Annotated in this window: 23 protein-coding genes and 1 pseudogene; 12 read left to right on the top strand and 12 right to left on the bottom strand. The window is 41.7% G+C overall.

Annotated elements, in window-relative coordinates:
* Window positions 1–76 precede the first annotated feature (76 nt).
* The 8 genes and pseudogenes from ETB99_RS09175 to ETB99_RS09145 form a co-directional block, all read right to left on the bottom strand.
* The gene (locus tag ETB99_RS09175; protein ID WP_171700445.1) at window positions 77–1,150 is read right to left on the bottom strand and encodes an ABC transporter substrate-binding protein; all 1,074 of its coding nucleotides are present in this window, start codon (window positions 1,148–1,150) and stop codon (window positions 77–79) included.
* Complete coding sequence (locus ETB99_RS09170) at window positions 1,147–1,926, bottom strand: ABC transporter permease (protein ID WP_006321096.1); 780 nt, start codon at window positions 1,924–1,926, stop codon at window positions 1,147–1,149. The genes ETB99_RS09175 and ETB99_RS09170 overlap by 4 nt, the downstream gene beginning before the upstream one ends.
* Window positions 1,923–2,720 (bottom strand): ABC transporter permease, encoded by a 798-nt coding sequence (locus tag ETB99_RS09165; protein ID WP_006321094.1) that lies wholly within the window; start codon window positions 2,718–2,720, stop codon window positions 1,923–1,925. Before ETB99_RS09165 ends, ETB99_RS09170 begins: the two co-directional genes overlap by 4 nt.
* Before the next feature lies 1 nt (window position 2,721).
* Window positions 2,722–3,777 carry an ABC transporter ATP-binding protein gene (locus tag ETB99_RS09160; protein ID WP_077429109.1) on the bottom strand — a complete coding sequence of 352 codons (1,056 nt, stop codon included), beginning with the start codon at window positions 3,775–3,777 and terminating at the stop codon, window positions 2,722–2,724.
* A gap of 77 nt (window positions 3,778–3,854) precedes the next feature.
* Window positions 3,855–4,622 (bottom strand): annotated as a pseudogene (locus tag ETB99_RS09155) (Ger(x)C family spore germination C-terminal domain-containing protein).
* Window positions 4,623–4,761: 139 nt separating this feature from the next.
* Complete coding sequence (locus tag ETB99_RS15260) at window positions 4,762–4,836, bottom strand: hypothetical protein (RefSeq protein ID WP_309138145.1); 75 nt, start codon at window positions 4,834–4,836, stop codon at window positions 4,762–4,764.
* Window positions 4,821–5,228: a spore germination protein gene (locus ETB99_RS15255; protein WP_230403164.1), complete on the bottom strand. Its 408-nt coding sequence runs from the start codon at window positions 5,226–5,228 to the stop codon at window positions 4,821–4,823. The genes ETB99_RS15260 and ETB99_RS15255 overlap by 16 nt, the downstream gene beginning before the upstream one ends.
* Entirely contained in the window at window positions 5,228–6,742 is a 1,515-nt protein-coding gene (locus ETB99_RS09145; RefSeq protein WP_171700444.1) for an FAD-dependent oxidoreductase, read from the bottom strand. The genes ETB99_RS15255 and ETB99_RS09145 overlap by 1 nt, the downstream gene beginning before the upstream one ends.
* 140 nt (window positions 6,743–6,882) lie before the next feature.
* Between ETB99_RS09145 and ETB99_RS09140 the strand changes: the two genes are divergently transcribed.
* The 6 genes from ETB99_RS09140 (at window position 6,883) to pgmB (ending at window position 13,224) form a co-directional block, all read left to right on the top strand.
* The gene (locus ETB99_RS09140; protein ID WP_171700443.1) at window positions 6,883–8,175 is read left to right on the top strand and encodes a transcriptional regulator; all 1,293 of its coding nucleotides are present in this window, start codon (window positions 6,883–6,885) and stop codon (window positions 8,173–8,175) included.
* Window positions 8,176–8,265: 90 nt separating this feature from the next.
* Entirely contained in the window at window positions 8,266–8,493 is a 228-nt protein-coding gene (locus ETB99_RS09135; protein WP_006321087.1) for a hypothetical protein, read from the top strand.
* Between the two features lie 175 nt (window positions 8,494–8,668).
* On the top strand, window positions 8,669–11,272 hold the full coding sequence (gene adhE, locus ETB99_RS09130; RefSeq protein ID WP_171700442.1) for a bifunctional acetaldehyde-CoA/alcohol dehydrogenase: 2,604 nt from the start codon (window positions 8,669–8,671) through the stop codon (window positions 11,270–11,272).
* A 79-nt stretch (window positions 11,273–11,351) separates the two neighbouring features.
* On the top strand, window positions 11,352–11,831 hold the full coding sequence (gene ybaK / locus ETB99_RS09125) for a Cys-tRNA(Pro) deacylase (RefSeq protein WP_077429113.1): 480 nt from the start codon (window positions 11,352–11,354) through the stop codon (window positions 11,829–11,831).
* 18 nt (window positions 11,832–11,849) lie between these two features.
* The gene (locus ETB99_RS09120) at window positions 11,850–12,566 is read left to right on the top strand and encodes a TrmH family RNA methyltransferase (RefSeq protein WP_375153715.1); all 717 of its coding nucleotides are present in this window, start codon (window positions 11,850–11,852) and stop codon (window positions 12,564–12,566) included.
* Window positions 12,559–13,224 (top strand): beta-phosphoglucomutase, encoded by a 666-nt coding sequence (pgmB, locus tag ETB99_RS09115; RefSeq protein WP_171700440.1) that lies wholly within the window; start codon window positions 12,559–12,561, stop codon window positions 13,222–13,224. The genes ETB99_RS09120 and pgmB overlap by 8 nt, the downstream gene beginning before the upstream one ends.
* Before the next feature lie 8 nt (window positions 13,225–13,232).
* On the opposite strand, the gene pflA is transcribed toward pgmB, so the two are convergent.
* Both pflA and pflB read right to left on the bottom strand, forming a co-directional pair.
* Window positions 13,233–13,964, bottom strand: a complete 732-nt coding sequence (pflA, locus tag ETB99_RS09110) for a pyruvate formate-lyase-activating protein (protein WP_171700463.1) — start codon at window positions 13,962–13,964, stop codon at window positions 13,233–13,235.
* Window positions 13,965–14,010: 46 nt separating this feature from the next.
* Window positions 14,011–16,239 carry a formate C-acetyltransferase gene (gene pflB / locus ETB99_RS09105; protein WP_375153714.1) on the bottom strand — a complete coding sequence of 743 codons (2,229 nt, stop codon included), beginning with the start codon at window positions 16,237–16,239 and terminating at the stop codon, window positions 14,011–14,013.
* 295 nt (window positions 16,240–16,534) lie between these two features.
* Between pflB and ETB99_RS09100 the strand changes: the two genes are divergently transcribed.
* The 3 genes from ETB99_RS09100 (at window position 16,535) to ETB99_RS09090 (ending at window position 18,774) form a co-directional block, all read left to right on the top strand.
* The gene (locus tag ETB99_RS09100) at window positions 16,535–17,335 is read left to right on the top strand and encodes a basic amino acid ABC transporter substrate-binding protein (protein WP_077429117.1); all 801 of its coding nucleotides are present in this window, start codon (window positions 16,535–16,537) and stop codon (window positions 17,333–17,335) included.
* Between the two features lie 66 nt (window positions 17,336–17,401).
* Window positions 17,402–18,055, top strand: a complete 654-nt coding sequence (locus ETB99_RS09095) for an amino acid ABC transporter permease (protein ID WP_091700138.1) — start codon at window positions 17,402–17,404, stop codon at window positions 18,053–18,055.
* On the top strand, window positions 18,052–18,774 hold the full coding sequence (locus ETB99_RS09090) for an amino acid ABC transporter ATP-binding protein (RefSeq protein WP_128999556.1): 723 nt from the start codon (window positions 18,052–18,054) through the stop codon (window positions 18,772–18,774). Before ETB99_RS09095 ends, ETB99_RS09090 begins: the two co-directional genes overlap by 4 nt.
* Before the next feature lie 37 nt (window positions 18,775–18,811).
* Here the strand turns inward: ETB99_RS09090 and ald are convergent, their stop codons facing one another.
* Together ald and ETB99_RS09080 are read right to left on the bottom strand one after the other, a co-directional pair.
* Window positions 18,812–19,942: an alanine dehydrogenase gene (ald, locus tag ETB99_RS09085; protein WP_128999557.1), complete on the bottom strand. Its 1,131-nt coding sequence runs from the start codon at window positions 19,940–19,942 to the stop codon at window positions 18,812–18,814.
* A 120-nt stretch (window positions 19,943–20,062) separates the two neighbouring features.
* Window positions 20,063–21,286 (bottom strand): PucR family transcriptional regulator, encoded by a 1,224-nt coding sequence (locus tag ETB99_RS09080; protein WP_077429121.1) that lies wholly within the window; start codon window positions 21,284–21,286, stop codon window positions 20,063–20,065.
* A gap of 214 nt (window positions 21,287–21,500) precedes the next feature.
* On the opposite strand from ETB99_RS09080, the gene ETB99_RS09075 reads away from it, so the two are divergent.
* The 3 genes from ETB99_RS09075 to ETB99_RS09065 all read left to right on the top strand — a co-directional run bounded on the left by ETB99_RS09075 (window position 21,501) and on the right by ETB99_RS09065 (window position 24,412).
* Entirely contained in the window at window positions 21,501–21,983 is a 483-nt protein-coding gene (locus ETB99_RS09075; RefSeq protein WP_006321069.1) for a PTS sugar transporter subunit IIA, read from the top strand.
* A gap of 39 nt (window positions 21,984–22,022) precedes the next feature.
* Window positions 22,023–22,853, top strand: a complete 831-nt coding sequence (locus ETB99_RS09070) for a PRD domain-containing protein (protein ID WP_077429122.1) — start codon at window positions 22,023–22,025, stop codon at window positions 22,851–22,853.
* Between the two features lie 188 nt (window positions 22,854–23,041).
* Window positions 23,042–24,412 (top strand): sucrose-specific PTS transporter subunit IIBC, encoded by a 1,371-nt coding sequence (locus ETB99_RS09065; protein WP_171700438.1) that lies wholly within the window; start codon window positions 23,042–23,044, stop codon window positions 24,410–24,412.
* The last annotated feature ends 32 nt before the right edge of the window (window positions 24,413–24,444 follow it).

The raw sequence follows: 24,444 nt of genomic DNA, 5'->3' as shown, positions 1-24,444 counted from the left end.
ATTTTAAAACAATATACAGATTAAGTAAATAAAAAAATTCTAAAATAATATAAGAGGATAGCTTTTCGCCATCCTCTTATTTGCGATGCATTTTAAACTGTAAAAATAATTCATTGTAATAGGCAAGCATGCTTTTTCCGAGGTTTTCATACACTTCCAGTTTATTAGCTAGTTGTTCGCTCGGATAAAAACGTTCGTCTTCAACGACTTCTTTCGGCAAATATTCGAGCGCTTTTTTATTTGGTGTCGAGTAGCCAACGTATTCGGCATTTTGGGCTGCATTTTTCGGATCGAGCATAAAATTAATGAATTGATGGGCTCCTTCAATGTTTTTTGCCGTCTTTGGAATAACCATATTATCAAACCATAAGTTTGTTCCTTCTTTTGGGATGACATAATCGAGTCGCTCGTTTTCCCACATGATTTCTGCCGCATCCCCTGACCAAACGATACCGATCGCTGCTTCTTCGTTCGCAAGTAGCATTTTAATTTCGTCTCCGACAATCGCTTTTACGTTTGGCGTGAGGGCATCTAGTTTTTGTTTTGCTTCTTGCAGATGTATTTTATTTGTATCGTTGAGCGAGTAATGTAAACTATTTAACGCCATGCCTATAATTTCTCGCGCACCGTCGACAAGCAAAATTTGGTTTTTAAAGGAAGGATCCCACAAGTCGTTCCAGCTCGTTATTTCTTTTCCTCCAAGAAGTGCGCGATTGTAGACAATGCCGACCGTTCCCCAAAAGTAAGGAATGGAATATTGATTCCCTGGATCAAACGATAAGTTAAGAAAACGCTCATCAATATAGCGTAAATTTGGGATTTTTGCATGATCGATCGGGAGCAACAATCCTTCTTCTTTCATTTTACTGATGGCATATTCTGAAGGAACAGCGACATCGAATGTCGCGCCGCCTTGGGAAATTTTCGTCATCATCGCTTCATTTGAATCAAACGTTTGATAAATGACTTTGAGACCTGTTTCTTTTTCAAATTTTTTAATAAGCGCAGGATCAATATAATCGCCCCAGTTATAAATCGTTAACGTGTTGTTTCCTCCATACCCTTCGGATGATTCGATCGTTTTTGTCACATAAAGCAAACTAAAAGTAATGAGCCAAACAAGCAAAAAAAGCGACAGTACTTTTTTCATTTTTTTCCCCCCTTTACGCTAGCACGTTGTGTCATTATGTAATACACAACGACGAGGAAAAGCGTAAATAAGAAAAGAAGGGTAGATAAAGCGTTAACGGATAAAGAAATCCCTTGGCGTGCACGTGAATAAATTTCGACAGATAATGTTGAGAAACCATTTCCTGTTACGAAAAACGTAACCGCAAAATCATCGAGTGAATATGTGAGCGCCATGAAAAAACCAGCAAAAATGCCCGGTGTCACGTACGGGAGAACGACTCTCGTCAATACGTTCCATTCGTTTGCCCCTAAGTCGCGTGCTGCGTCAATTAATGTTGGGCTCATTTCTTGTAGCTTCGGTAATACCATTAACACGACAATCGGGATGCTGAAAGCAATGTGCGACAAAAGAACGGACGTAAATCCGAGTTGAATGCCAGCAATCGTAAACAAGATTAGAAACGATGCCCCAATAATAACGTCAGGGCTGACAATTAAGATGTTATTTAACGTAAGCAACGTTTGTTTCCAACGATGCTTCGCATAATAAATGGCGATGGCGCCAAATACGCCAATGATTGTCGCAAGCGATGATGACAATAAGGCGATAATAATCGTATGCAATACAATAATGAGCAGGCGTGTGTCGTCAAACACTTCTTTATACCAATCAAGTGTAAACGATTCGAAATGGTGCATCGTCCCGCCGCTATTAAACGAATAGTAAATTAAATAAAAAATAGGCATGTATAATATAAAAAAGACAAATGCTAAATAGAGGCGAGAAATTTTCATTGTCTCACCCCCCATTTTTTATTTCCTGTGATCGCCATAATGCTAGCCATAGCGATCATTAAAAAGACAGCGATTGTCGCACCCATTCCCCAGTTTTGCGTCACGAGAAAATGTTGCTCAACCGCGGTGCCGAGCGTAATGACGCGGTTTCCAGCGATCAGTCTCGTCAACATAAAGAGCGAGAGCGACGGAATGAACACTGCTTGACAGCCTGCTTTCACGCCATCAAGCGTAAGCGGAAAAATGACGCGACGAAATGTCGTCCATTCGCTTGCTCCTAAGTCGCGCGCTGCATCGATCAAAGAAGGGTTTAATTTTTCAAGCGCATTAAAAATCGGCAAAATCATAAACGGGATAAAAATATAAACAGATACAAAAACAAAACTAAAGTCCGTAAACAATAGTTGTTTCGTTCCAATTCCAATCGTTTCAAGCAGTGCATTGACAGCTCCGTACGTGCCGAACAGTCCGAGGAAAGCGTATGCTTTTAACAACAAATTGACCCATGTCGGCAAAATAATAAGCAACAACCATAACTGCTTATGCTTCGTTTTTGTCAACAAATATGCGGTTGGATAAGCAATAACAAGCGAGATTGCTGTAATGACAAAAGCATACCAAAACGAGTTTAGCGTCATTCGTAAGTAAACAGGTGTGAAAAAAGTTTCATAGTTAACGAACGAGAAATTCCCTTCAATATCGAAAAACGAATAATAAACGATAAGAATGATCGGTGCAATAACAAACAATGCGATCCATAACCAATACGGAACAGCATAAGCGTAGCGGCGCATATTATTCACCTCCACTCCGCTTCATGACATGAATCGCTTCTGGTTCAAAATGAAGGCCGATTTCTTCCCCAATTTCTGCTTTTTTTGTCGAGTGAACGAGCCACTCGTTCCCATACGCATCATAACAACAAAGCTCATAATGCACACCACGGAATAAAACAGAATCGACGCGCACACGCAATTTGCCACGCTCAACAGTTGTTAACTCTAAATCTTCAGGACGAATAACAATGTCGACGCGTTCGTTTTTCGCAAAACCGCGATCAACGCATGTAAATTGTTGATTAGCAAATTCCACAACAAAATCGTCCATCATCACCCCAGTAATAATATTTGATTCCCCAATAAAATCAGCAACGAAACGGTTGACAGGTTCATCATAAATGTCTTTTGGTGTGCCACGTTGTTCAATCTTCCCTTTATTTAATACGAAAATTTCATCCGACATCGCAAGCGCTTCTTCTTGATCGTGAGTAACGAAAATAAACGTAATGCCAAGTCTTCGTTGTAATTCACGCAACTCATATTGCATTTCTGTTCGAAGCTTTAAATCGAGCGCAGAAAGCGGTTCATCTAGCAACAGTACGTCCGGTTCGTTGACGATCGCGCGGGCGATGGCGACACGTTGTCGTTGTCCACCTGACATTTCATGAATCGCGCGCTGTTCATAGCCTTCCAAGTTGACGAAACGGAGCGCCTCTTTCACTTTTCGTTCAATGTCTGCCTCCGGTATTTTTTTAATACGTAAGCCAAAAGCGACGTTTTCAAATACGTTTAAGTGAGGAAAAAGTGCGTAATCTTGAAACACCGTATTCACTCGTCGTTTGTTTGAAGGCACGTGGTTTATCCGTTGGCCATGAAAATAAATATCGCCTTTTGTCGGCTCGATAAACCCAGCAATTAACCGGAGAATGGTCGTTTTTCCGCAGCCGGACGGACCAAGAAGCGTATAAAACTTCCCGCGCTCCATTTCAAAGCTCACATCATCGAGCACAGGAGCATCATCATCGTATCGTTTTGTGACATGTTCAAAGCGAATGATGACACGATCATCCATCTTTTTTATCTCACCTCATTTTTCGCATGTTTAAGTTTATTATGAATGATCGGCCTATATTGAGCAACTTTTTTTCGCTATTGGAGAACGCCATAATTAACGATTTCAACGGTCGGACGAATGTTGACGTCCGCCTTCGCAAATGCTTTTGCCCAGCTTTTTTGTTTTTTAAATGCTTCGTACTCATAAGCGCGAGCGTATAAGCCGAATCCGATCGGATCGACTTCATATGTTTGCATTTTTTTACAATTGACTCAAGCTGTTTTTGTATTTCTTTGGCGAGCAATTTTTCAACTTTCTCCTTAATCTTTTTTCATATTTAGGTACGTTGTAGATTCCGTTAAGACGGCGCTTAATTTCATACGCACATCAAAACGAAATGTTCCGTGTTGAAACGACGGTTTATATGAAACATCGCCATATTCAATAGAGATGCTTACGTATTCCGTTCGTTTTGTTAATGTTTTAATTGGTGACGTAAGTGAGGTTGTCGGTTTGACACGCTTTTGCAATATCGCAAAATATGGGCTTTCTTTTTGTAATAACGAGCCGACATATTTTCGTTTCTCATTAAATAAAGCGATCCCGCCTGCGACGAGATCCCCTTTATATACTTTCATCATCGGCGCAAAAGGCGTTTGAGCGCGATCAATCGATAAACGACGAAATTGAAGAAGATTGATTTTTGTCGTTTGCTTCCCTTTATCAGCTGTCAGCAATACGTCTCGAATGGCGACAGATAGACGAGGCTTATCATCAGGCCGAATGTACATTAAATTTTTTAACGGGTCGTCAAAAACGATAAAGTTCGCAGTAGTTGAGTTTTTCGGATCACGATATAACACGTCGTGGAACGCGTTCGCGCGATTCGCCGAATTGAGCGGAATAATCCCGTAATGGGACGAAAGAGCCGTAATGTAAGCTGACGGTAAAAAATCGCCATGAAAAAGGCAAGCAGGCGCAGTAAGCGTAAAAACGAAGCGATCATCCAACGTGTACTATAGTCATTTCGCACGTTTCAATAAACCTTTGGTGCGATCCTTTCAGCGATGATTCAATTTGCGGTTCAGTGATCGCTCGTTGCGGCCATCCTTGTGTATCCAAAACAGCAATACGCGGTTATCGCCATCGAGCAATAGCGCGGTTTCTCCTTGAAACACATGTTGAATGACGTGTTCCCATTTTGTCGTATATGATTTCGACCCGATCGGCAATTGAATGTCCGTCGTCTCTTCAATTTGTTTCGTTTCAAATAAAAGCGGATCAATAATGTTATTGTTAATCGAATTTTTATCAACGAGCGTGTTGAGGTATACGAGCAATGCTCTTTTCTTCGGCTCGCCAATCCATATATGACAATAAATGAGGTCGGGAGTTTTTGTGAAATAGTCACGCAACGTTTGTTCATTCATATCAAGCGAATGCGTAAGCGTTTGTTGTATGCTGTTCATCATTCATCCCCTTCAAGCTGTCGAAGTGGTTCAGTTGCTGGCCCTTCTAGTACTTTTCCGCTGAAAGAGAAGCGTGAACCGTGACAAGGACAGTCCCATGACCGTTCGCTATTATTCCATTCGAGTTCACATCCCATATGTGTACATGTCGTATCGACGACATATAGCCTTCCTTGTTCGTCGCGGTATGCACCTGCCCGTTTTCCGTCTACATTGACTACAGCTCCTTCTCCTGGCGATATGTCGCGAGGGGTACGAAGGGCGTATTCAAGCTTTCCGATTAAGAAGTGTTTCGCGACATCGATTCCTTCCGTCAGTAAGTGATTGAGTGATGGATCAGCGACAAAGCGTGACGGGGCAAACAGTTGAGCGTAACGATTTTCTTTTTGTAACGCTAAATCGGCTAACAGATGAGCAGCAACTGTACTTGTCGTCATGCCCCATTTACGATATCCTGTCGCGACAAGTATGTGTGGAAGGCTTGTGCGAATCGGACCGATGTATGGGAGATTGTCTAGTGTGACAAGATCTTGCGCCGACCAGCGATATTGCACGTCCGACAATCCGAATATATGTTTTGAAAATGATTGTAACGCTTCATAGTGATGAATCATGTTGGTTCCTTGTCCGACTTTATGTGACTCGCCACCAACGAAAAGAAGAGGTTTTCCGTCTATCATCGTATATCGCAACGATCGCTTTGGCTCATTTGCGCTTAAATACATGCCTTGCAATCGTTCATGCGACTCGACTGCAATGACGTATGATCGTTCTGCATGCAGTCGTGCGAAGTAAAAAGCAGGATCGAAAAACGGAAAATGAGTACAAATGACAACGGTGTCACAAGTGATCGTTGCTCCATTTTTCGTTTGTACAACCGGTCTTGTCGATGTCTCAATATGTTGTGCAACGGTTTGTTCATAAAAAGATGCCCCATGTTTGACAGCGAGTTCCACTAATGTTTTTAAATAATGGAGCGGATGGAATTGCGCTTGGTTGCGCATCATGATTGCACCTTGAACGGAAAAAGGAAGCGACAGTTGATCGACATATGCTCCGTCAATGCCGATCGTTTCATATGCTTTCCATTCCGCCTCGAGCTTATATAATTGCGTTTCTTCAGTCGTATATACGTATGCATCTTCTAGCGATACGTCGCAATGCATATCGTTTTCTTTTATTGTTTGCAAAATAAACTGTATTGCCTCGCTATTTGCTTCGTAATATTGACGAGCGCTATCCTCACCGAAGTGAGCAATCAGCTCATGATAAATGAGATCATGCTGGGCAGTTATTTTTGCCGTCGTATGCCCTGTTGTGCCGTGACATAGCCGATTTGCTTCGATGACGGCGACACGCACGCCTTGTTTAGCGAGCAAATAAGCGGTTGTAATACCTGTTATTCCTCCACCAATAATCGCTACATCCGTTTCAATCGGTTGCGTCAAAGATGGAAAAGACGGAAGCGTTGTTGTTTGTAGCCAATACGATTGAGATAACTTTGGTAAAGACATGTTTTTGTTCCTCCATACCCATGTTTTTCTTAATTTTCCCCAAATCGAAAAGTTTATGATGAACATTTGCAAAGATGATAAAATGGAAATAGACGAGTATCGAAACGTTTTAATAACATAACGTAAGAGGGAGAGTTAAAGTGAATAAAGATGCAAATATTCGTTTACAAGATAACGTCGTGTTAGAACATTATGGGCTTAATGAGCTGCATTTAGAATCTGTTCGCCATTATCGCGAACAATTTGCAAAAGTGAAACCAAACCACCCGTGGAACGGATTAGAAACAAAAGATTTTTTATATAAAATCGGCGCATGGGGAAAAATACGAGACACAAACAAAGAGGGACTCACACTCGCAGGACTTCTTATGTTTAGCGAAGAGCGAATGATTACAGAAGTTTTACCACAATACTTTTTAGAGTATCGTGAATATGGAGATGATGAGCTGCATTGGTCAAACCGTTTTACTTCACAGGACGGAACATGGTCGGGAAATATTTATGATTTTTATTTTAAAGTGATGCACGAGGTCAACGACGTATCACAAGTTGAAAAAGACGCTGTCCATGAAGCGTTAATGAATGCAATCGTCCATGCTGATTATAGCGGTGATGGAGGGATTATTGTTGAACGGCAGCGATCATGTATTCAAATGTCTAACCCTGGTTTGTTTGGTATTCCTTTAGAACAAGCAAATAGTGGTGGAGTCAGCTATTTGCGCAATCCAAATATGTTTAAAATGTTTATTTACATTCAGTTTTGTAAACGTGCTGGAGTCGGTTTAAAAACGATGGAGACAATTTACTCACAACAATTTGCTGTTGAGCAATATGATTTTCAAAAACGAACGGTTGTTACATTGCCTATTGTGTCCTTCCCAGAAAGACACGACTGTATAAATGAGATCGAGGTATTGAGTGATTGGATGGGCGATGCACCATTATCAGACTCCATAAATAAAGAAAACAACTCCTATAATAACGATCAAAACTCCGTAAATAATGAGTTTGAGTCCGTAAATAAAGACCCAAACTCCTTAAATATTGAAATAAACCCCGTAAATAAAGTGCTTGACTCCATAAATAAAAAGGATAGCTCCGTAAATAAAGATGATAACTCCGTAAACATCTCATTCAACTCCGTAAATAAATTGGATGAGGAAGAAGAAAGAAATATCGATCAGGAGCTATGGAGCATTGCTGAAATTGCGCGTAAGAAAAAAAGACTTGCACCGGCTAAGATGGAAGAAGTCATTTTGCAGTTATGTGCCCGTCGACCATTAATGTTAAAACAGTTATCCCATTTACTAGATCGAACGCCAGACGGATTGCGCAATAATTATTTAGGAAAGCTATTAGCGGAAGGGAAAATGCGCTTAAAGTATCCAGATCAACCAAATCATCCAAAACAAGCGTATATAACGAATAAGTAATATTCATGATTTGTTCAATATTTCACAATTTAAATTAGGGAAAAGAATGTTACAATGATGGTAACAAAAGAAAAGTTGAGGTGACAGCTGATGCTTATATGCGAATGGAGAAACTTTTCCACAGATGCGGAAACATATACATTGGAGCTATTCGAAGAAATGATTGGTGATGAATTTGAAGCAATGATGTTTGAAGATGATCAAGAAATTCCTTCTTATATATGGACAGTAAATTATGTCGTCATTGTTAAGCGGAATACGCGTATGTACAACGATATTTCTTTTACAAAAATTCCACGCAATCCAGTATGTGAGTAACCGTCTTCTTCATGAGAAGCGGTTCTCTTATACAATATAATTGCTCAATATTTCACAAAGTTGACACACACAAACAAAGCCTAATTCACTAAAATAAAAATGTGAAAACAATCACATTTTTATTTTCAACTAATTTGTGAAGTTTTTCACAAAAATGATTATGGGAGGGGCTTATATGGCTGTGGAGGAAAAAGTATTAGACCAAAAGAAAGAAGTTACGAAAATGATTGATACGCTTGTAGCCAATGCGCAAAAAGCGTTAAAAGCGTTTCGTGACTATGATCAAGAGACGATCGATCATATCGTCAAGCAAATGGCGTTAGCTGGGCTTGATAAACATATGTATTTAGCGAAACTAGCCATTGAAGAAACAAAGCGCGGTGTATATGAAGATAAAATCATTAAAAATATTTTTGCGACAGAATATATTTACCATAACATTAAATACGATAAAACCGTCGGCGTTATTCGCGAAAATGAACAGGAAGGCATCATTGAAATTGCTGAGCCTGTTGGCGTTATCGCCGGGGTAACCCCAGTCACGAACCCGACTTCAACAACAATGTTTAAAGCGCTCATTTCTATTAAAACGCGCAATCCAATCATTTTTGCGTTCCACCCATCCGCTCAAACATGCAGCAGTGAAGCGGCACGCATTTTACGGGATGCAGCGATTGCTGCGGGTGCGCCAGAACATTGTATTCAATGGATCGAAACTCCTTCTGTCGAAGCGACGCAACAATTGATGCATCACCCTGGTGTTTCACTCATTCTTGCGACAGGTGGAGCAGGCATGGTGAAAGCGGCATATAGCTCAGGAAAGCCAGCATTAGGGGTTGGACCTGGTAACGTACCTTGCTATATTGAGAAAACAGCAAATATTAAACGTGCGGTGAACGATCTTATTCTTTCTAAAACGTTTGATAACGGCATGATTTGTGCATCTGAACAGGCGGTCATTATCGATAAGGAAATTTATGATGAAGTAAAAAAAGAAATGATCGCTAACAAATGCTACTTTTTAAACGAGGAAGAAAAGAAAAAAGTAGAAAAACTAGTGATTAACGAAAATACGTGCGCAGTGAATCCGAATATTGTCGGGAAACGAGCGTATGACATTGCGAAAATGGCAGGGGTTGATGTTCCTGCTGATACGAAAATTCTTGTTGCGGAGTTAAAGAGCGTTGGTCAGCAAGAGCCGCTTTCTCGTGAAAAACTAAGTCCGGTATTGGCTTGTTATAAGGTGAATAGCACAGAAGAAGGATTAAAGCGGGCAGAAGAAATGCTTGAATTTGGTGGACTTGGCCACTCCGCTGTCATTCATTCGGAAAATCAAGACGTCATTCTTGAATTCGGTAAGCGAATGAAGGCGGGACGAATCATTTCGAACGCACCGTCTTCACAAGGGGCGATCGGTGATATTTATAACGCATACATTCCATCGTTGACGCTCGGTTGCGGTACATTCGGTGGCAACTCCGTTTCGACAAACGTCGGTGCGACACATTTAATTAATATTAAAAAATTAGCGAGAAGGAATGTAAACATGCAATGGTTTAAAGTTCCGCCGAAAATTTATTTCGAAAAATACGCGACACAATATTTAGCGAAAATGCCAAACATCTCACGTGCCTTTATCGTTACAGACCCAGACATGGTGAAGCTCGGCTATGTTGATAAAGTGTTATACTATTTGCGTAAACGTCCAGATTATGTGCATTGTGAAATTTTCTCAGAAGTTGAACCAGATCCATCAATTGAAACAGTGATGAAAGGTGCCGACATGATGCATGCGTTCCAGCCAGACGTCATCATCGCGCTCGGCGGTGGTTCGGCGATGGACGCGGCGAAAGCGATGTGGTTGTTCTATGAACATCCAAATACCGACTTTAATGGCTTAAAACAAAAGTTTTTAGATATTCGTAAACGCGTATTTAAATATCCAAAACTCGGTCAAAAAGCGCAATTTGTCGCGATTCCAACAACATCTGGTACAGGTTCAGAAGTGACATCGTTTGCGGTCATTACAGATAAGAAAAATAACGTCAAATATCCGCTTGCTGACTACGAGTTAACACCAGATGTCGCCATCGTTGACCCACAATTCGTCATGACGATGCCAAAACATATTACAGCGGATACAGGTATGGACGTATTAACACATGCGATTGAAGCGTACGTATCGAACATGGCAAACGACTACACAGACGGATTAGCACTAAAAGCGATTCAACTCGTCTTTGAATACTTGCCACGCGCATATAAAAACGGCAACGATGAAGTCGCGCGTGAAAAAATGCATAACGCATCAACGATCGCTGGTATGGCATTTGCGAACGCATTTTTGGGCATTAACCATAGTTTAGCGCATAAACTTGGGGCAGAATTCCATATCCCACACGGACGTGCGAACACAATTTTAATGCCGCATGTCATTCGTTACAACGCGCAAAAACCGAAGAAGTTTACAGCGTTTCCGAAGTACGAACATTTCGTCGCTGATGAGCGTTATGCTCAAATTGCTCGCCTGCTTGGCTTGCCATCAAAAACGACAGAAGAAGGTGTCGAAAGCCTTGTTCAAGCAATCATTAAGCTAGCGAAAGAACTCGATATGCCGCTAAGCATCGCAGCTACAGGTGTGAAAAAAGAAGAGTTTGAAAGCAAAGTCGAACAACTCGCTGAACTAGCTTTTGAAGATCAATGTACAACAGCCAATCCAAAATTGCCGTTAGTCAGCGACCTTGCCGACATTTATCGCCAAGCGTATAAGGGGGTTTAAGAGGATAAGGGACGTCCGATGAAGGATGTCCCTTCTTTTTGTTTATGGTACACTAATAGAGGAAAGTGAGGGACGGATCATGAAACAAGCAAAGACGAATGCTGTGCGCATGCTCGATCGTGCACGTGTACCATATGAACTGTTTACTTACGATTATACGGATGGACAAATTGATGGAATATCGGTTGCGAAAAAAATTGGGCAACGTGAAGAACTAGTGTATAAAACGCTTGTCACAAAAGGGGCAAGCGGTCAACTTTACGTATTCGTCATCCCTGTCGCAGCAGAGCTAGATTTGAAAAAAGCGGCGAATATTGTCGGTGAAAAAAGCGTGCATATGTTGCCTGTGGCAGACATCGAAAAAATGACAGGGTATGTGCGTGGCGGTTGCTCGCCCATTGGGATGAAAAAACTATATGCGACATATGTCGACGAATCGGCGCTTTTGCACGAGCAAATCATTGTGAGCGCAGGAAAAATTGGCATGCAAATGAAGCTTTCTGTTCAAGACTTATTAAAGTTGACAAATGGGAAAACCGCACATGTCATTAAAGCGTAGGAGGGTTGTCGCATGCGAATGGCAAAAGAGGAAGAACAGCAATGGTTAGCACAACGTATAGAAGAAGGATTGTTAACTGACGACAATCGCTTGCTTTGGGAAATGATTTTGCCAAGTCGCTTAAAGCGCATGTACGATGTGTTAAGCGAACGAACAAGATATATCACCATTTTGACGGAAGCGGTTGATGACCCGCACAATCAAGCCGCGGTGTTACGTTCAGCCGAGGCGTTCGGTATTCAAGACGTTCATGTCGTCACCGGAGCGGCTCCATTTGAACCGAATAAATGGGTGACGCGACATGCGGACAAGTGGCTCAATGTGCATAAACATTCATCGATTGAACAGGCCATCCGCCATCTCCAACAAAACGGCTATCAAGTATATGCAAGCTATTTAGGAGAAGGAACAATTCCGCTTGAACAAATTGACGTAGCGAAGCCGACAGTGCTTTTGTTCGGAAATGAGCATCGTGGTGTATCAGAAGAGGCGCTTGCTTTGGCAGATGGAAAGTTCGTCATTCCGATGAATGGATTTGTGCAAAGTTTCAATATTTCCGTTGCAGCAGCTATTTCTCTTTACGATGTGACGAAGCGAGCAAAACAAGTGGCAGGGGAGCTTTATCATTTGTCGCTAGCGGAAAAGAAAGAAATATATGAACATTGGATGAAGCTTTCGCTTAGCCCGCGGCTAAGAAAAATGGTGGAAAGTCAAATGGGAGGACGCAATGATTGAAGCAGTTATTTTTGATTTAGATGGCGTCATTGCAGATACGGTTGAGCTATATTATATCGCGACAAAACGTGTCGCCGATGAAATTGGGGTACCGTTTGATCGACAGCTCAATCAAAAGCTACAAGGCATGAGCAGACAGGCGATGGTTGAGGCGCTTCTTGGAGAAAAGGCGCGTGAATGGTCGGAAGAAGAAAAGCGAGCCCTTGGCGACCGGCGCGGTCAATATTATCGTGTGTTGATCGAGCAATTGTCGCCAAACGACGTGTTGCCGGGAATGATAGATCTCCTTCGCGACATTCAGCGCGACGGTGTCCCGATGGCGCTCGCATCGTCAAGTTCAAATGCAAGTGTAGTTGTTGAGCGGCTTGGTGTGCGTTCATTTTTCGACGTCATCGTCGACGTAAAAACAATTACGCGCATGAAGCCCGATCCAGAAATCTTTTTAACGGCCGCTAAACATCTTTATGTCGATCCGCGCTTTTGTGTTGCCATTGAAGACGGTGAGGCAGGAATGAAGGCGATCAAGCAAACAAATATGTTTTCCGTTGGTATCGGAGCTCATTTAGCTCCGCTGTCGCCTGATTGGCTCGTTCAGCGGACAACACAATTGACGTGGGGCGAGTTAAAACAACGGTTTATGCAAAGAGCTGGTCAATGACGACCAGCTTATTTTACGCCTAATATTTGTTTTGCTTTTTCAACACTTTCTTCTGATGGTGTCGGGATGCCTTCAAGCGGATACGTCAGTCCAAGTGCTTTCCATTTGTAAACGCCGAGTTGATGATACGGAAGCACCTCAATTTTTTCGACGTTGCGCAACGTACGAATGAAGTCAGCTAAGCGATGCAAATCTTCTTCATCGTCTGTGATGGTTGGAACGAGCACATGGCGAATCCAGACGGGTACGTTTCGTTCTGATAATAGACGTGCAAAAGCTAAAATATGTTCGTTCGTTTTTCCTGTTAGTTTTCGATGTTTTTTTTCGTCGATATGTTTTAAATCTAGCAAAATTAAATCCGTATATTGAAGCAATTTATCAAGCTTTTGTTGGAACGATGCCTCCGTCGTATAACATCCGCCAGACGAATCAATCGTTGTATGAATGCCAAGCTGTTTACAGCGACGGAATAGTTCCGTTAAAAAGTCGATTTGTAAAAGCGGTTCGCCACCGCTGACCGTTATTCCACCACCGGATGCCTGCATAAAAGGCAAGTATGTTTGGGCATCAGCGATGATTTCATCAACAGACATTTGTCTTCCTTTGCCAATTTCCCACGTATCTGCGTTGTGGCAATATTGACAACGCAATAAACACCCTTGTGTAAAAATGACGTAACGAATACCAGGACCGTCAACTGTTCCGCACGATTCGACTGAATGAATAAATCCGTTCATGATGTTTTCCTCCTAGGTAGAAAGCTCCCACGCATCGTGGGAGCTTCCGTTACATTGTTTCATGGAACGTCCGATTAATGACGTCAATTTGTTGTTCACGTGTTAATTTAATAAAGTTGACCGCATAACCTGATACGCGAATCGTTAGTTGCGGATATTTTTCAGGATGTTCCATCGCGTCGAGCAACGTTTCGCGGTTAAAGACGTTGACGTTCAAATGGTGACCGCGTTTTTTAGCATATCCGTCTAAAATTGCCACAAGGTTTTGAACGCGTGTTGCATCATCTTTACCGAGTGCTTTTGGCACGATTGAGAACGTGTTTGAAATGCCATCTAATGCATATTCATACGGTAATTTTGCGACAGAGCTTAATGACGCAAGCGCTCCTTTTGTGTCGCGACCGTGCAACGGGTTAGCGCCCGGTGCGAACGGTTCGCCTGCGCGGCGGCCGTCAGGTGTATTTCCTGTCTTTTTCCCATAGACGACGTTTGACGTGATTGTTAAGATCGATGTTGTATGTTTTGAATCGCGATACGTTTTATGTTTGCGCAATTTTGTCATAAAGCGCTCAACAATATCGACCGCAATCGCATCAACGCGATCATCGTTGTTACCGTATTTCGGGAAGTCTCCTTCAATTTCAAAGTCGATAGCTAAGCCGTTTTCGTCGCGAATCGTTTTTACTTTTGCATATTTCATTGCGCTCAATGAGTCGGCGACAACAGAAAGGCCGGCGATTCCCGTTGCCATTGTACGCATGACATGTGTGTCGTGGAGCGCCATTTCAATGCGTTCATAACAATATTTATCGTGCATGTAATGGATGACATTTAATGTATTAATATACAATTCAGCAAGCCATTCCATGACGTTGTCAAATTTGCGCATCACTTCATCGTAATCTAAGTATTCAGATGTGATTGGCGCAAATTCTGGACCGATTTGCACTTTTAGTTTTTCGTCAATGCCGCCGTTAATCGCATATAATAATGCTTTCGCAAGGTTTGCGCGCGCGCCGAAAAATTGCATTTGTTTACCGATGCGCATCGCGGAGACGCAGCATGCGATACCGTAGTCATCTCCAAACTCCGGACGCATTAAATCGTCATTTTCATATTGGATAGAGCTTGTTTGAATCGACATTTTCGCACAATATTTCTTAAACGCTTCTGGCAATTGTGTTGACCAAAGAACTGTTAAGTTTGGTTCTGGTGCTGGACCTAAGTTATCAAGCGTATGCAAGAAGCGGAATGAGTTTTTCGTCACAAGTGGACGCCCGTCAATCGCGACACCGCCGATCGACTCGGTTACCCACGTCGGGTCGCCGCTAAATAGCTCATTATATTCTGGTGTTCGCGCGAATTTGACGAGGCGTAACTTCATAACGAAATGGTCAACGAGCTCTTGTGCTTCCCGTTCTGTTAATGCCCCTTCTTGCAAGTCGCGTTCGATATAAATATCTAAAAACGTAGAAACGCGACCTAAACTCATTGCTGCACCGTTTTGTTCTTTAATCGCCGCAAGATAAGCGAAATATAACCATTGGAACGCTTCGTGTGCGTTGCGCGCCGGCTTTGAAATATCGTAGCCGTAGCTTGCCGCCATTTCTTTTAGTTCTTGGAGGGCGCGAATTTGTTCAGCTAATTCTTCGCGGAGACGAATGATATCTTCACTCATTGTACGCGCGCCTGTGTTGCGTAAATCTTTTTTCTTCTCTTCAATTAAGCGATCGACACCGTATAACGCGACGCGGCGATAGTCTCCGATAATGCGACCGCGTCCATAGGCGTCAGGAAGCCCTGTAATGATGCCTGCTTTGCGCGCCGCTTTCATTTCGTCCGTATACACGTCAAATACGCCTTGGTTATGCGTTTTCCGATATTGTGTGAAAATTTTCTTTACTTCGTCGCTCACCTGGTAACCGTATGCTTCGCATGCTTGTTCAGCCATACGAATGCCCCCAAATGGCATGAGCGCTCGCTTAAATGGCTGATCTGTTTGAAAACCGACAACTTTTTCAAGTTCCCTGTTTAAATAGCCTGGTCCGTGCGACGTGATGGTCGATATAATTTCTGTATCCATGTTGAGAACGCCGCCTTTTTCGCGTTCAAGTTTTGAAAGTTCCATCACTTGTTCCCAAAGTGTTTTTGTCGCTTCCGTTGGACCTTGTAAAAACGATTCATCCCCTGTGTAAACGGTTACGTTATTTAAAATAAAATCGCGAACGTCAATTTCTTTTTTCCACTTATCGCCTTTGAACGTTCTCCAAGCGTCCATTAAAGCTTCGTTCACAGTAAGTAGCGCCATCATAATCTCCTCCCAATCATTAAGGAATAGTAACCCCCTATATAAAGAATACTACTTTATTACACGCACGGGAGAATAAAGTGTTGAAAAATTTGTGAAAGATTGAGTGAAAACATTTTTTAAAATAAAGATTTTTCAAAAAATTATTTTTATAAAATTTGTTGCATAAAAAATAAAAAGCTGATAATATGTGAAACATAGAGAGCATAACATGTTTATACACAAGCGTTTATTATTTTACAGCAAATAGTAAGGGGGAGTAACAATGATAAAAAAAGGAATGATTGCAACACTTGTTTTTATACTTATGTTTGCGCTTGTCGGATGCGGCGGTTCGACAGAAAAAACGGAAACAACAGAAAAGAAAATTACCGTTGTAACAGATGCAGCATTTGCCCCGTTTGAATATATGGATAAAGGAGAAATTGTCGGATTTGATGTCGACTTATTAAAAGCAGTCATGGAAGAAGCAGGGTTAGAATATGAATTAAAAAATATCGGCTGGGATCCACTGTTTGCGGCCATTCAAGGAAAGACAGCAGATATGGCCGTTTCGGGCATTACGATTAACGACGATCGGAAAAAAACATACGACTTCTCTATTCCGTACTTTGAATCGACACATATGATTCTCGTGAAAGAAGGAAGTTCAATTAAAAGCGCGAAAGATTTACAAGGAAAAGTAGTCGGAGTGCAAAATGGTACAACTGGACAAACGGCGGTTGAAAAAATTTTAGGAAAAGAGAATCCAAATATTAAAAAGTTTGAGAATTCAGTTGTTGCGATTATGGATTTATTAAACGGTGGTGTCGAGGCGGTTGTGACAGATAATGCTGTTGCGAACGAATATGTGAAAAACAACCCAGATGCGAAAATTGTAGCATTTGAAGATCCAGATCATTTTGAATCCGAATTTTACGGTTTTATGTTCCCGAAAGGTAGCGAGCTCAAACAAAAAGTAGACGAAGCGTTGAAAAAAGTCATTGAAAATGGCACGTATACAGAAATTTATAAAAAGTGGTTTGGCACAGAACCGAATATTGAATCATTACAACAACAGCAATAACATGGACGTAAAAGTTGCGTAACTGTTCCCGGTTACGCAACTTTTTCAAAGGGAAAGGTGAGACATATGGATTTTCGTTTTGATATTGTAGTTGAATATGCGCCGTTCTTTCTTAAAGGGGTATTGTGGACGATCGGCCTATCATTAGTCGGTATCGTCTTTGGTACGGTGCTCGGGTTAGTGATTGGGCTTGGAAAAATGGTTCAAAACCGCTTCATTCGTCTTCCGTTTGATTGGTACGTTCATTTTTTTCGTGGAACACCGCTATTTGTACAGATTTTACTGATTCATTTCGGTGTCATGCCGATGTTTACAGCGCAGCCGAATCCGCTCGTATCAGGAGCGATTTCTTTATCGTTAAACGCAGCTGCGTATATCGCAGAAATTTTTCGGGCCGGCATTCAATCGATCGATCGTGGTCAAATGGAAGCAGCTCGCTCGCTCGGTATGACACATGTACAAGCGATGCGTTACATCATTTTACCGCAAGCGATTAAGCGAATGATCCCACCGCTTGGCAATGAATTTATCGTCCTTATTAAAGACTCGTCACTTGCGGCTATCATTGCAGCACCTGAACTAATGTATTGGGGACGGGCGATGCAAGGTCAATATTATCGCGTTTGGGAGCCTTACTTAACTGTTGCCCTTATTTATTTAATTCTCACTCTTTCGCTAAGCAAGCTGTTACACCGGTTAGAAAGAAGGTATGATGCATGATTAAAGTCACAAATCTGAAAAAATCATACGGATCACTACAAGTGTTAAAAGGTATTGACGCACACATTCGTGAAAAAGAAGTGGTCGTTGTCATCGGTCCGTCTGGATCGGGAAAGTCGACATTTTTACGTTGTTTAAACATGTTGGAAGATTTTGATGAGGGGGATATCGTCGTTGACGGATTTCATTTGAAAGATCCGAAAACGGATTTAAATAAAGTGCGTGAAGAAGTCGGCATGGTGTTTCAACGATTTAATTTATTTCCGCATATGACGGTACTTCATAATATTACACTCGCCCCGATGAAAGTGCGCAAATGGCCAAAGGAAAAAGCGGCAGAAAAAGCGCTACAATTGCTTGCGAAAGTCGGTTTACAAGATAAAGCGCACGTATATCCGGATTCATTATCAGGTGGACAGGCACAGCGTGTAGCGATCGCTCGTGCGCTCGCGATGGAGCCGAAGGTGATGTTATTTGACGAGCCGACGTCTGCGCTCGATCCCGAAATGGTCGGGGAAGTGCTTGCGGTTATGAAGCAGTTGGCGAAAGAAGGAATGACGATGGTCGTCGTGACACATGAGATGGGATTTGCGCGTGAAGTTGGGGATCGCGTTCTCTTTATGGACGGTGGAGTAATCGTCGAAGAAGGAACGCCACAACAAATTTTTGATGCGCCACAACATGAGCGAACGAAGTCGTTTTTATCGAAAGTGTTATAAGAAAAAGGTGTCCCGTTTGTCAGGACACCTTTCGTCTTTATGCTAACAATTGTTTATCTAACGCTACTTCGACAGGAACGTAATCGTAACCGAGGTCGCGTGCGACTGCTTCGTATGTGATTTCTCCGTTTGCTACGTTTACACCAAGACGTAATGCCGGGTTATCTGCAACAGCTTTGTGTACACCTTTATTTGCGATTTGTAGTGCGTATGGCATTGTGACGTTTGTCAATGCGAGTGTAGATGTGCGTGGAACCGCCCCCGGCATGTTCGCGACTGCATAGTGAACGACGCCGTGCTTCACGTATGTTGGGTTGTCGTGTGTTGTCACATGGTCGCTCGTTTCCACAATGCCACCTTGGTCGATCGCTACGTCAACGATGACCGAGCCTGGTTGCATCGCTTTTACCATTTCTTCTGTCACAAGTTTTGGCGCTTTTGCTCCTGGGATTAATACGGCACCGATCACAAGGTCAGACTCCGCAACAGCTTGTGCGATGTTCATTGGATTAGACATAAGCGTATTAATTTGGCTTCCGAAAATATCGTCAAGTTCACGTAAACGTTCTGCGCTTAAGTCGATAATTGTTACGTTTGCCCCTAAGCCGATCGCCACTTTTGCAGCGTTTGTTCCGACGACACCGCCACCAATAATTGTAACTTTTCCGCGGCTAACGCCAGGAACGCCTGAAAGAAGAATTCCTTTTCCGCCTTTTGGTTTTTCAAGGAATTGTGCGCCAATTTGTGCTGCCATGCGTCCTGCTACTTCGCTCATCGGTGTTAAAAGTGGCAATGTACGACCAACTTGTACTGTTTCATAAGCAATCGCAATGACACCTTTTTCTTTCAATGCACGTGCCAACTCTGGCTCAGCAGCAAGATGTAAGTATGTGAATAGCACTAATCCTGGACGGAAGTATTCGTATTCGTTTGGTAGCGGCTCTTTTACTTTCATAACCATATCCGCTTGCGCCCATACATCTGCGGCGTGCTCGACAATTTGTGCCCCTGCACGAACGTAATCTTCATTTGTGAAACCGCTTCCAATTCCTGCATCTTTCTCAATGATAACAGTATGTCCATTGCTGACAAATGACATAACGCCAGCTGGCGTAATCGCTACGCGATTTTCGTTATTTTTAATTTCCTTTGGAACACCAATAATCATGTGCTGTTTCCCCCTTCATGTTGTCTTTCATTATTATTTACAGTATAAATGTTTTTTATCATTTGTTGTTTGTTTAGAAAAGAAAAAGAAAAAACGAGCTTTTGTGGAAATCCACAAAAGCTATGTTGCCCGATATTTGTCTAATTTCATATCGATATATAGTTTCACTTTTTCGCTCATGTTTCCTAGGTCGATGTTTCCGATTTCACTAATTCGCTTTAGCCGATAAGCAAGCGTATTCGGGTGAATATTGAGCATTTTCGCCGTTTCATTGACGTTGCTGTCACAGTCGAGATACGTTTCGATCGTCTCAACTAAGTTTGTATGATGCTGTGCATCGTATTGTTTCAGCTTTTCGAGTGCTGCGTTGTGGAAATCCCCATGTCGTTTTTTCTCAAAAAGTAAATCGAAAAACTGATACATGCCGAGATGTTGGTAACTTTGAACATCGGCAAGTTGATGAGGAAATGCGCGCTTCATTTTTAATACGGTTTGTGCTTCTTCGTAGCTTTTAGCAATTTTTGTATAGCACTCATATACATTTCCGAATGCTCCCATCATAATGTCAACGCGAAATCGTTCTTTCATTTGCGTCATAAATGAACGGAAAAATCGTTCAATATGCGCTTCACCGTAGACGTTCGAACTTGGCGCAACGAGCACAATTAAGCGCTGACGATCAATCGTATAAAGCGGAATAGCGAGTTGTTGTGTCGTTTTTAATAAGTAATCAATTTGCCGCTCTACTTGCGTTTGAATGTGTTGTTGAAATTGAAAAATGCCGACAGAAAAAAACGGATACACATGTACGTTTAGTTGATGGCATTGTTCAACGATGTCATGGGGAGATGAAAAATGTCCGGTGAGTAGTTTCCAAAAAAACTCTTGAATGCGCTCTTCTTTTTTATGTTTGCGAATTTGTAATTGCAACAATAAATTTTTTGCTGCTTTCGCTGCTTGTTTTAACAAATCAAACTGATGTTCTGTCCACGGCTCATTCATTTCAATTGCCCAAATAAATCCGAGCACCTCTTTATTTTTCCAAATCGAGATAGCGATGCGATTGCCTAGCCCTACTTCTGAAATTTCAGCGACACGAACAGGCTCCTCACTTTGTAAAAGTTTTGGAATCACCCCTTCGCGCCACAAACTATTAATGACGCGCTCTGGCACACGACGATGAATGATGGTCGCTGTACGGGCGGGATCGGTATAATGCTCATGTCCACTGTAAGCAATTAAGCGATGGTTTGCATCTTCAATCGTAATCGGACATTGCAATAACTCGCTCACACGATCGGCAAACTCCTCTAAACTTTCAAAATGAGTGGCAAAAGGATTCATGACATCCACTCCGTTTCTTACGTTGTTTTACGATTATTGTAGCATATTGACAAATGAAAGAGCTTACCTTAATCTACAAGTGAGAAAGTCGTATATTGTGGGATTGTGACTGCGTTGCAGGCAAGACCTAAAACGGATGAAGGAAGGTTTCTTTCTTGCGTTTTAGGTCTTTTATTTTTTATCCAAATAATTCCTAAGGAAGGAGATATTTCAAATGTTTCGCTTGTTTCGTAAGCGTGAAGAGGTCATTGTTTCTCCGTTAACAGGAAATGTACGATCGCTTGAAAATGTTCCAGACCCTGTGTTTGCCCAGAAAATGATGGGCGATGGTTTTGCGATTGAACCAACAGATGGCGTTGTTGTTTCACCGATCCATGGAGAAGTAGTGCAAGTGTTCCCAACAAAACATGCTGTTGGTTTACGTTCGGATCAAGGATTAGAAATTCTTATTCACGTTGGCATTGATACAGTTCATATGCATGGAGAAGGATTTGAAGCGTACGTGAAAGCAGGGGATCGTGTGAAGGCTGGGGATTTACTTTTGTCGTTTGACTTGACGCTTGTGCAACAAAAGGCGAAAAGTTCCCTTACCCCAGTAGTGATTACAAACGGGGAGGTGGTAAACGAGTGTCATCGAGAGCATATAGAACAAGCAGAAAGAGGAAGTACTGTTTTAATGAAAGTGAAATTGAAATAATATATATGTGATAAAACAATCGGTGTTAAGGGGACGAAGATGACGTTGCGAATCCATAAAATTTTGAACAATAACGCTGTCGTTGTATTGGATGAAGGGCAAGAGAAAATTGTAATGGGACCGGGAATTGCTTTTCAAAAAAAGAAAAATGATATTGTACCTCGTGCAAAAATCGAAAAAATTTTTGTGATGGAAGAAGAGAATGAAAAGTTCCAAGAGTTGTTACGTACCCTTCCAGAAGAGCACATTGATATCGCGGAAGAAATTATTAGCTATGCAGAAGGACAGCTGCAGGCACCGTTGAATAACCACATTCACATTGCATTAACGGATCATTTGTCGTTTGCGATTGAACGCATTCAGCAAGGGTATCAAATTCAAAATAAATTGTTAAATGAAATTAAAGTGCTGTATAAGAAAGAGTACCAAATTGGTCTTTGGGCAAAGCAGCTTATTCGCGACCGTCTCGGTATTGACATTCCGGATGATGAAGTTGCCCATATTGCTCTTCATATTCATACAGCGAAAATGGACGCAGCTAGCATGAACAGAACGTTAAAACAAACCACTTTAATTCGAGAAATGATCGATTTGATGAAACAAACATTACATGTTCATATTGATGAAGAAGGAATATCTTACCAAAGACTTGTGACACATTTGCGCTTCGCACTGAACCGAATTGAAAATGGTGAGTTGTTTCATTCGATGGATGAAGAGATGTTAACGCTCATTCAAACGAAATACGAAAGAGAGTTTGCATGCGCTGTTGCGATGGCTGAATATGCAAAAAAGGAATACGGAATCCAATTTCCTGTCACCGAGTTAGCTTATATTACGCTACATATTCAACGCTTAACCACAAAATGATCATTTTGTAGAATGTTGACGAATTTTGAATAATAAGCTAAAATGAAAGCGCATAAAAAATGAAATATCGTAGGATTGTGACTGCATAAGCAGGCAAGACCTAAAATGTACGACCATGTTTAAAAAGCATTCGTATGTACATTTTAGGTCTTTTTGTTTTTATCATTTTTATACGAGGAGGAACTTATATGAATTATGAACTCGTCACAAAGCAACTTTTGTCCTTGCTTGGTGGAAAAGAAAATGTCATTAGTGCGGTTCATTGTGCAACTCGTCTTCGTCTTGTGCTAAAAGACGAAAAGAAAGTGGACCAACAAGCAATTGAACAACTTGATGGGGTAAAAGGTGCATTTTCTAGTTCCGGTCAGTATCAAATTATTTTTGGTACAGGTGTTGTCAACAAAGTATACGAACAGTTTGTCAAAGAAGCAGGTTTACAAAACGTAAGTGCTGATGTGCACCAAGAAGCAGTCAAGCAAAAAATGAATCCGCTGGCTCGTCTTGCGAAAACGTTGTCAAATATTTTTGTTCCAATTATTCCGGCTATTGTAGCTAGCGGATTGCTTATGGGATTGCTTGGGATGATGAAGGCATTTAAATGGGTAGCGCCAGATAGTGCATGGATTGTATTACTTGATATGTTCTCAAGTGCGGCTTTCATTATTTTGCCGATCTTAATTGGTTATAGTGCTGCGAAAGAATTTGGGGGAAACCCGTTTCTAGGAGCAGTGATCGGGGGAATTATGACCCATCCTGCTTTGTTGAATCCTTGGGGGTTAGGAAGTGCTGAACCAGAGTATTTGCATTTCCTCGGCTTTGATATCGCAATGATTGGATATCAAGGAACGGTCATTCCAATTTTGCTTGCAACATATGTCATGAGTAAAATCGAAAAAAGCTTGCGCAAAGTCGTTCCACACGCAGTCGACTTACTTGTTACACCGTTTATTACGGTTATTTTAACAGGCTTCACTGCGATCTTAGTCATTGGTCCACTTGGAAATATAGTTGGGAAAGGAATTACAACAACGTTAAACTTCGTATATGACACAGGTGGAGCGCTTGCAGGCCTCATTTTCGGTGGTCTGTATTCGATGATTGTAATTACAGGTGTTCATCATAGTTTCCATGCGATCGAAGCCGGATTACTTGCGGATATTGGTAAAAACTATTTATTGCCTATTTGGTCAATGGCAAACGTTGCTCAAGGTGGAGCGGGTTTAGCAGTATTTTTAAAATCAAAACGGACGAAAACGAAGGAAATCGCTTTGCCAGCTGCATTTTCCGCTTTTCTCGGCATTACTGAGCCTGTTATTTTTGGGATTAACTTAAAATATCGAAAACCGTTTATTGCAGCAGCAATTGGTGGGGCGGCTGGTGGAGCGTATGTTGTATTTACAAACGTTGTCGCAAATGCATATGGATTAACGGGCATCCCAATGATTGCGATCGTCGCACCAATGGGGATGGCGAACTTAATAAACTATTTAATCGGCTTTGCAATTGCAGTTGGTACAGCGTTTGTGGCAACATGGATATTAGGATTTAAAGAAGAATAAGAGGCGAGCGAATACTCGCCTTTTTTTGTAGG

It is taken from the genome of Anoxybacillus sp. CHMUD (assembly GCF_013096965.1).
Taxonomy (GTDB): Bacteria; Bacillota; Bacilli; order Bacillales; family Anoxybacillaceae; genus Anoxybacillus; species Anoxybacillus kestanbolensis_A.
Note: the sequence above shows the minus strand (reverse complement) of the source record. Positions and strands in the feature narration are given on the sequence as shown.

Excerpts from the sequence above, each read along its gene's own strand:
- ETB99_RS09175 (WP_171700445.1), bottom strand. The coding sequence starts at position 1,150 with ATGAAAAAAGTACTGTCGCTTTTTTTGCTTGTTTGGCTCATTACTTTT.
- ETB99_RS09170 (WP_006321096.1), bottom strand. The coding sequence starts at position 1,926 with ATGAAAATTTCTCGCCTCTATTTAGCATTTGTCTTTTTTATATTATAC.
- ETB99_RS09165 (WP_006321094.1), bottom strand. The coding sequence starts at position 2,720 with ATGCGCCGCTACGCTTATGCTGTTCCGTATTGGTTATGGATCGCATTG.
- ETB99_RS09160 (WP_077429109.1), bottom strand. The coding sequence starts at position 3,777 with ATGGATGATCGTGTCATCATTCGCTTTGAACATGTCACAAAACGATAC.
- ETB99_RS15255 (WP_230403164.1), bottom strand. The coding sequence starts at position 5,228 with ATGAACAGCATACAACAAACGCTTACGCATTCGCTTGATATGAATGAA.
- ETB99_RS09145 (WP_171700444.1), bottom strand. The coding sequence starts at position 6,742 with ATGTCTTTACCAAAGTTATCTCAATCGTATTGGCTACAAACAACAACG.
- ETB99_RS09135 (WP_006321087.1), top strand. The coding sequence starts at position 8,266 with ATGCTTATATGCGAATGGAGAAACTTTTCCACAGATGCGGAAACATAT.
- adhE (WP_171700442.1), top strand. The coding sequence starts at position 8,669 with ATGGCTGTGGAGGAAAAAGTATTAGACCAAAAGAAAGAAGTTACGAAA.
- ybaK (WP_077429113.1), top strand. The coding sequence starts at position 11,352 with ATGAAACAAGCAAAGACGAATGCTGTGCGCATGCTCGATCGTGCACGT.
- ETB99_RS09120 (WP_375153715.1), top strand. The coding sequence starts at position 11,850 with ATGGCAAAAGAGGAAGAACAGCAATGGTTAGCACAACGTATAGAAGAA.
- pgmB (WP_171700440.1), top strand. The coding sequence starts at position 12,559 with ATGATTGAAGCAGTTATTTTTGATTTAGATGGCGTCATTGCAGATACG.
- pflB (WP_375153714.1), bottom strand. The coding sequence starts at position 16,239 with ATGGACGCTTGGAGAACGTTCAAAGGCGATAAGTGGAAAAAAGAAATT.
- ETB99_RS09100 (WP_077429117.1), top strand. The coding sequence starts at position 16,535 with ATGATAAAAAAAGGAATGATTGCAACACTTGTTTTTATACTTATGTTT.
- ETB99_RS09095 (WP_091700138.1), top strand. The coding sequence starts at position 17,402 with ATGGATTTTCGTTTTGATATTGTAGTTGAATATGCGCCGTTCTTTCTT.
- ETB99_RS09090 (WP_128999556.1), top strand. The coding sequence starts at position 18,052 with ATGATTAAAGTCACAAATCTGAAAAAATCATACGGATCACTACAAGTG.
- ald (WP_128999557.1), bottom strand. The coding sequence starts at position 19,942 with ATGATTATTGGTGTTCCAAAGGAAATTAAAAATAACGAAAATCGCGTA.
- ETB99_RS09080 (WP_077429121.1), bottom strand. The coding sequence starts at position 21,286 with ATGAATCCTTTTGCCACTCATTTTGAAAGTTTAGAGGAGTTTGCCGAT.
- ETB99_RS09075 (WP_006321069.1), top strand. The coding sequence starts at position 21,501 with ATGTTTCGCTTGTTTCGTAAGCGTGAAGAGGTCATTGTTTCTCCGTTA.
- ETB99_RS09070 (WP_077429122.1), top strand. The coding sequence starts at position 22,023 with ATGACGTTGCGAATCCATAAAATTTTGAACAATAACGCTGTCGTTGTA.
- ETB99_RS09065 (WP_171700438.1), top strand. The coding sequence starts at position 23,042 with ATGAATTATGAACTCGTCACAAAGCAACTTTTGTCCTTGCTTGGTGGA.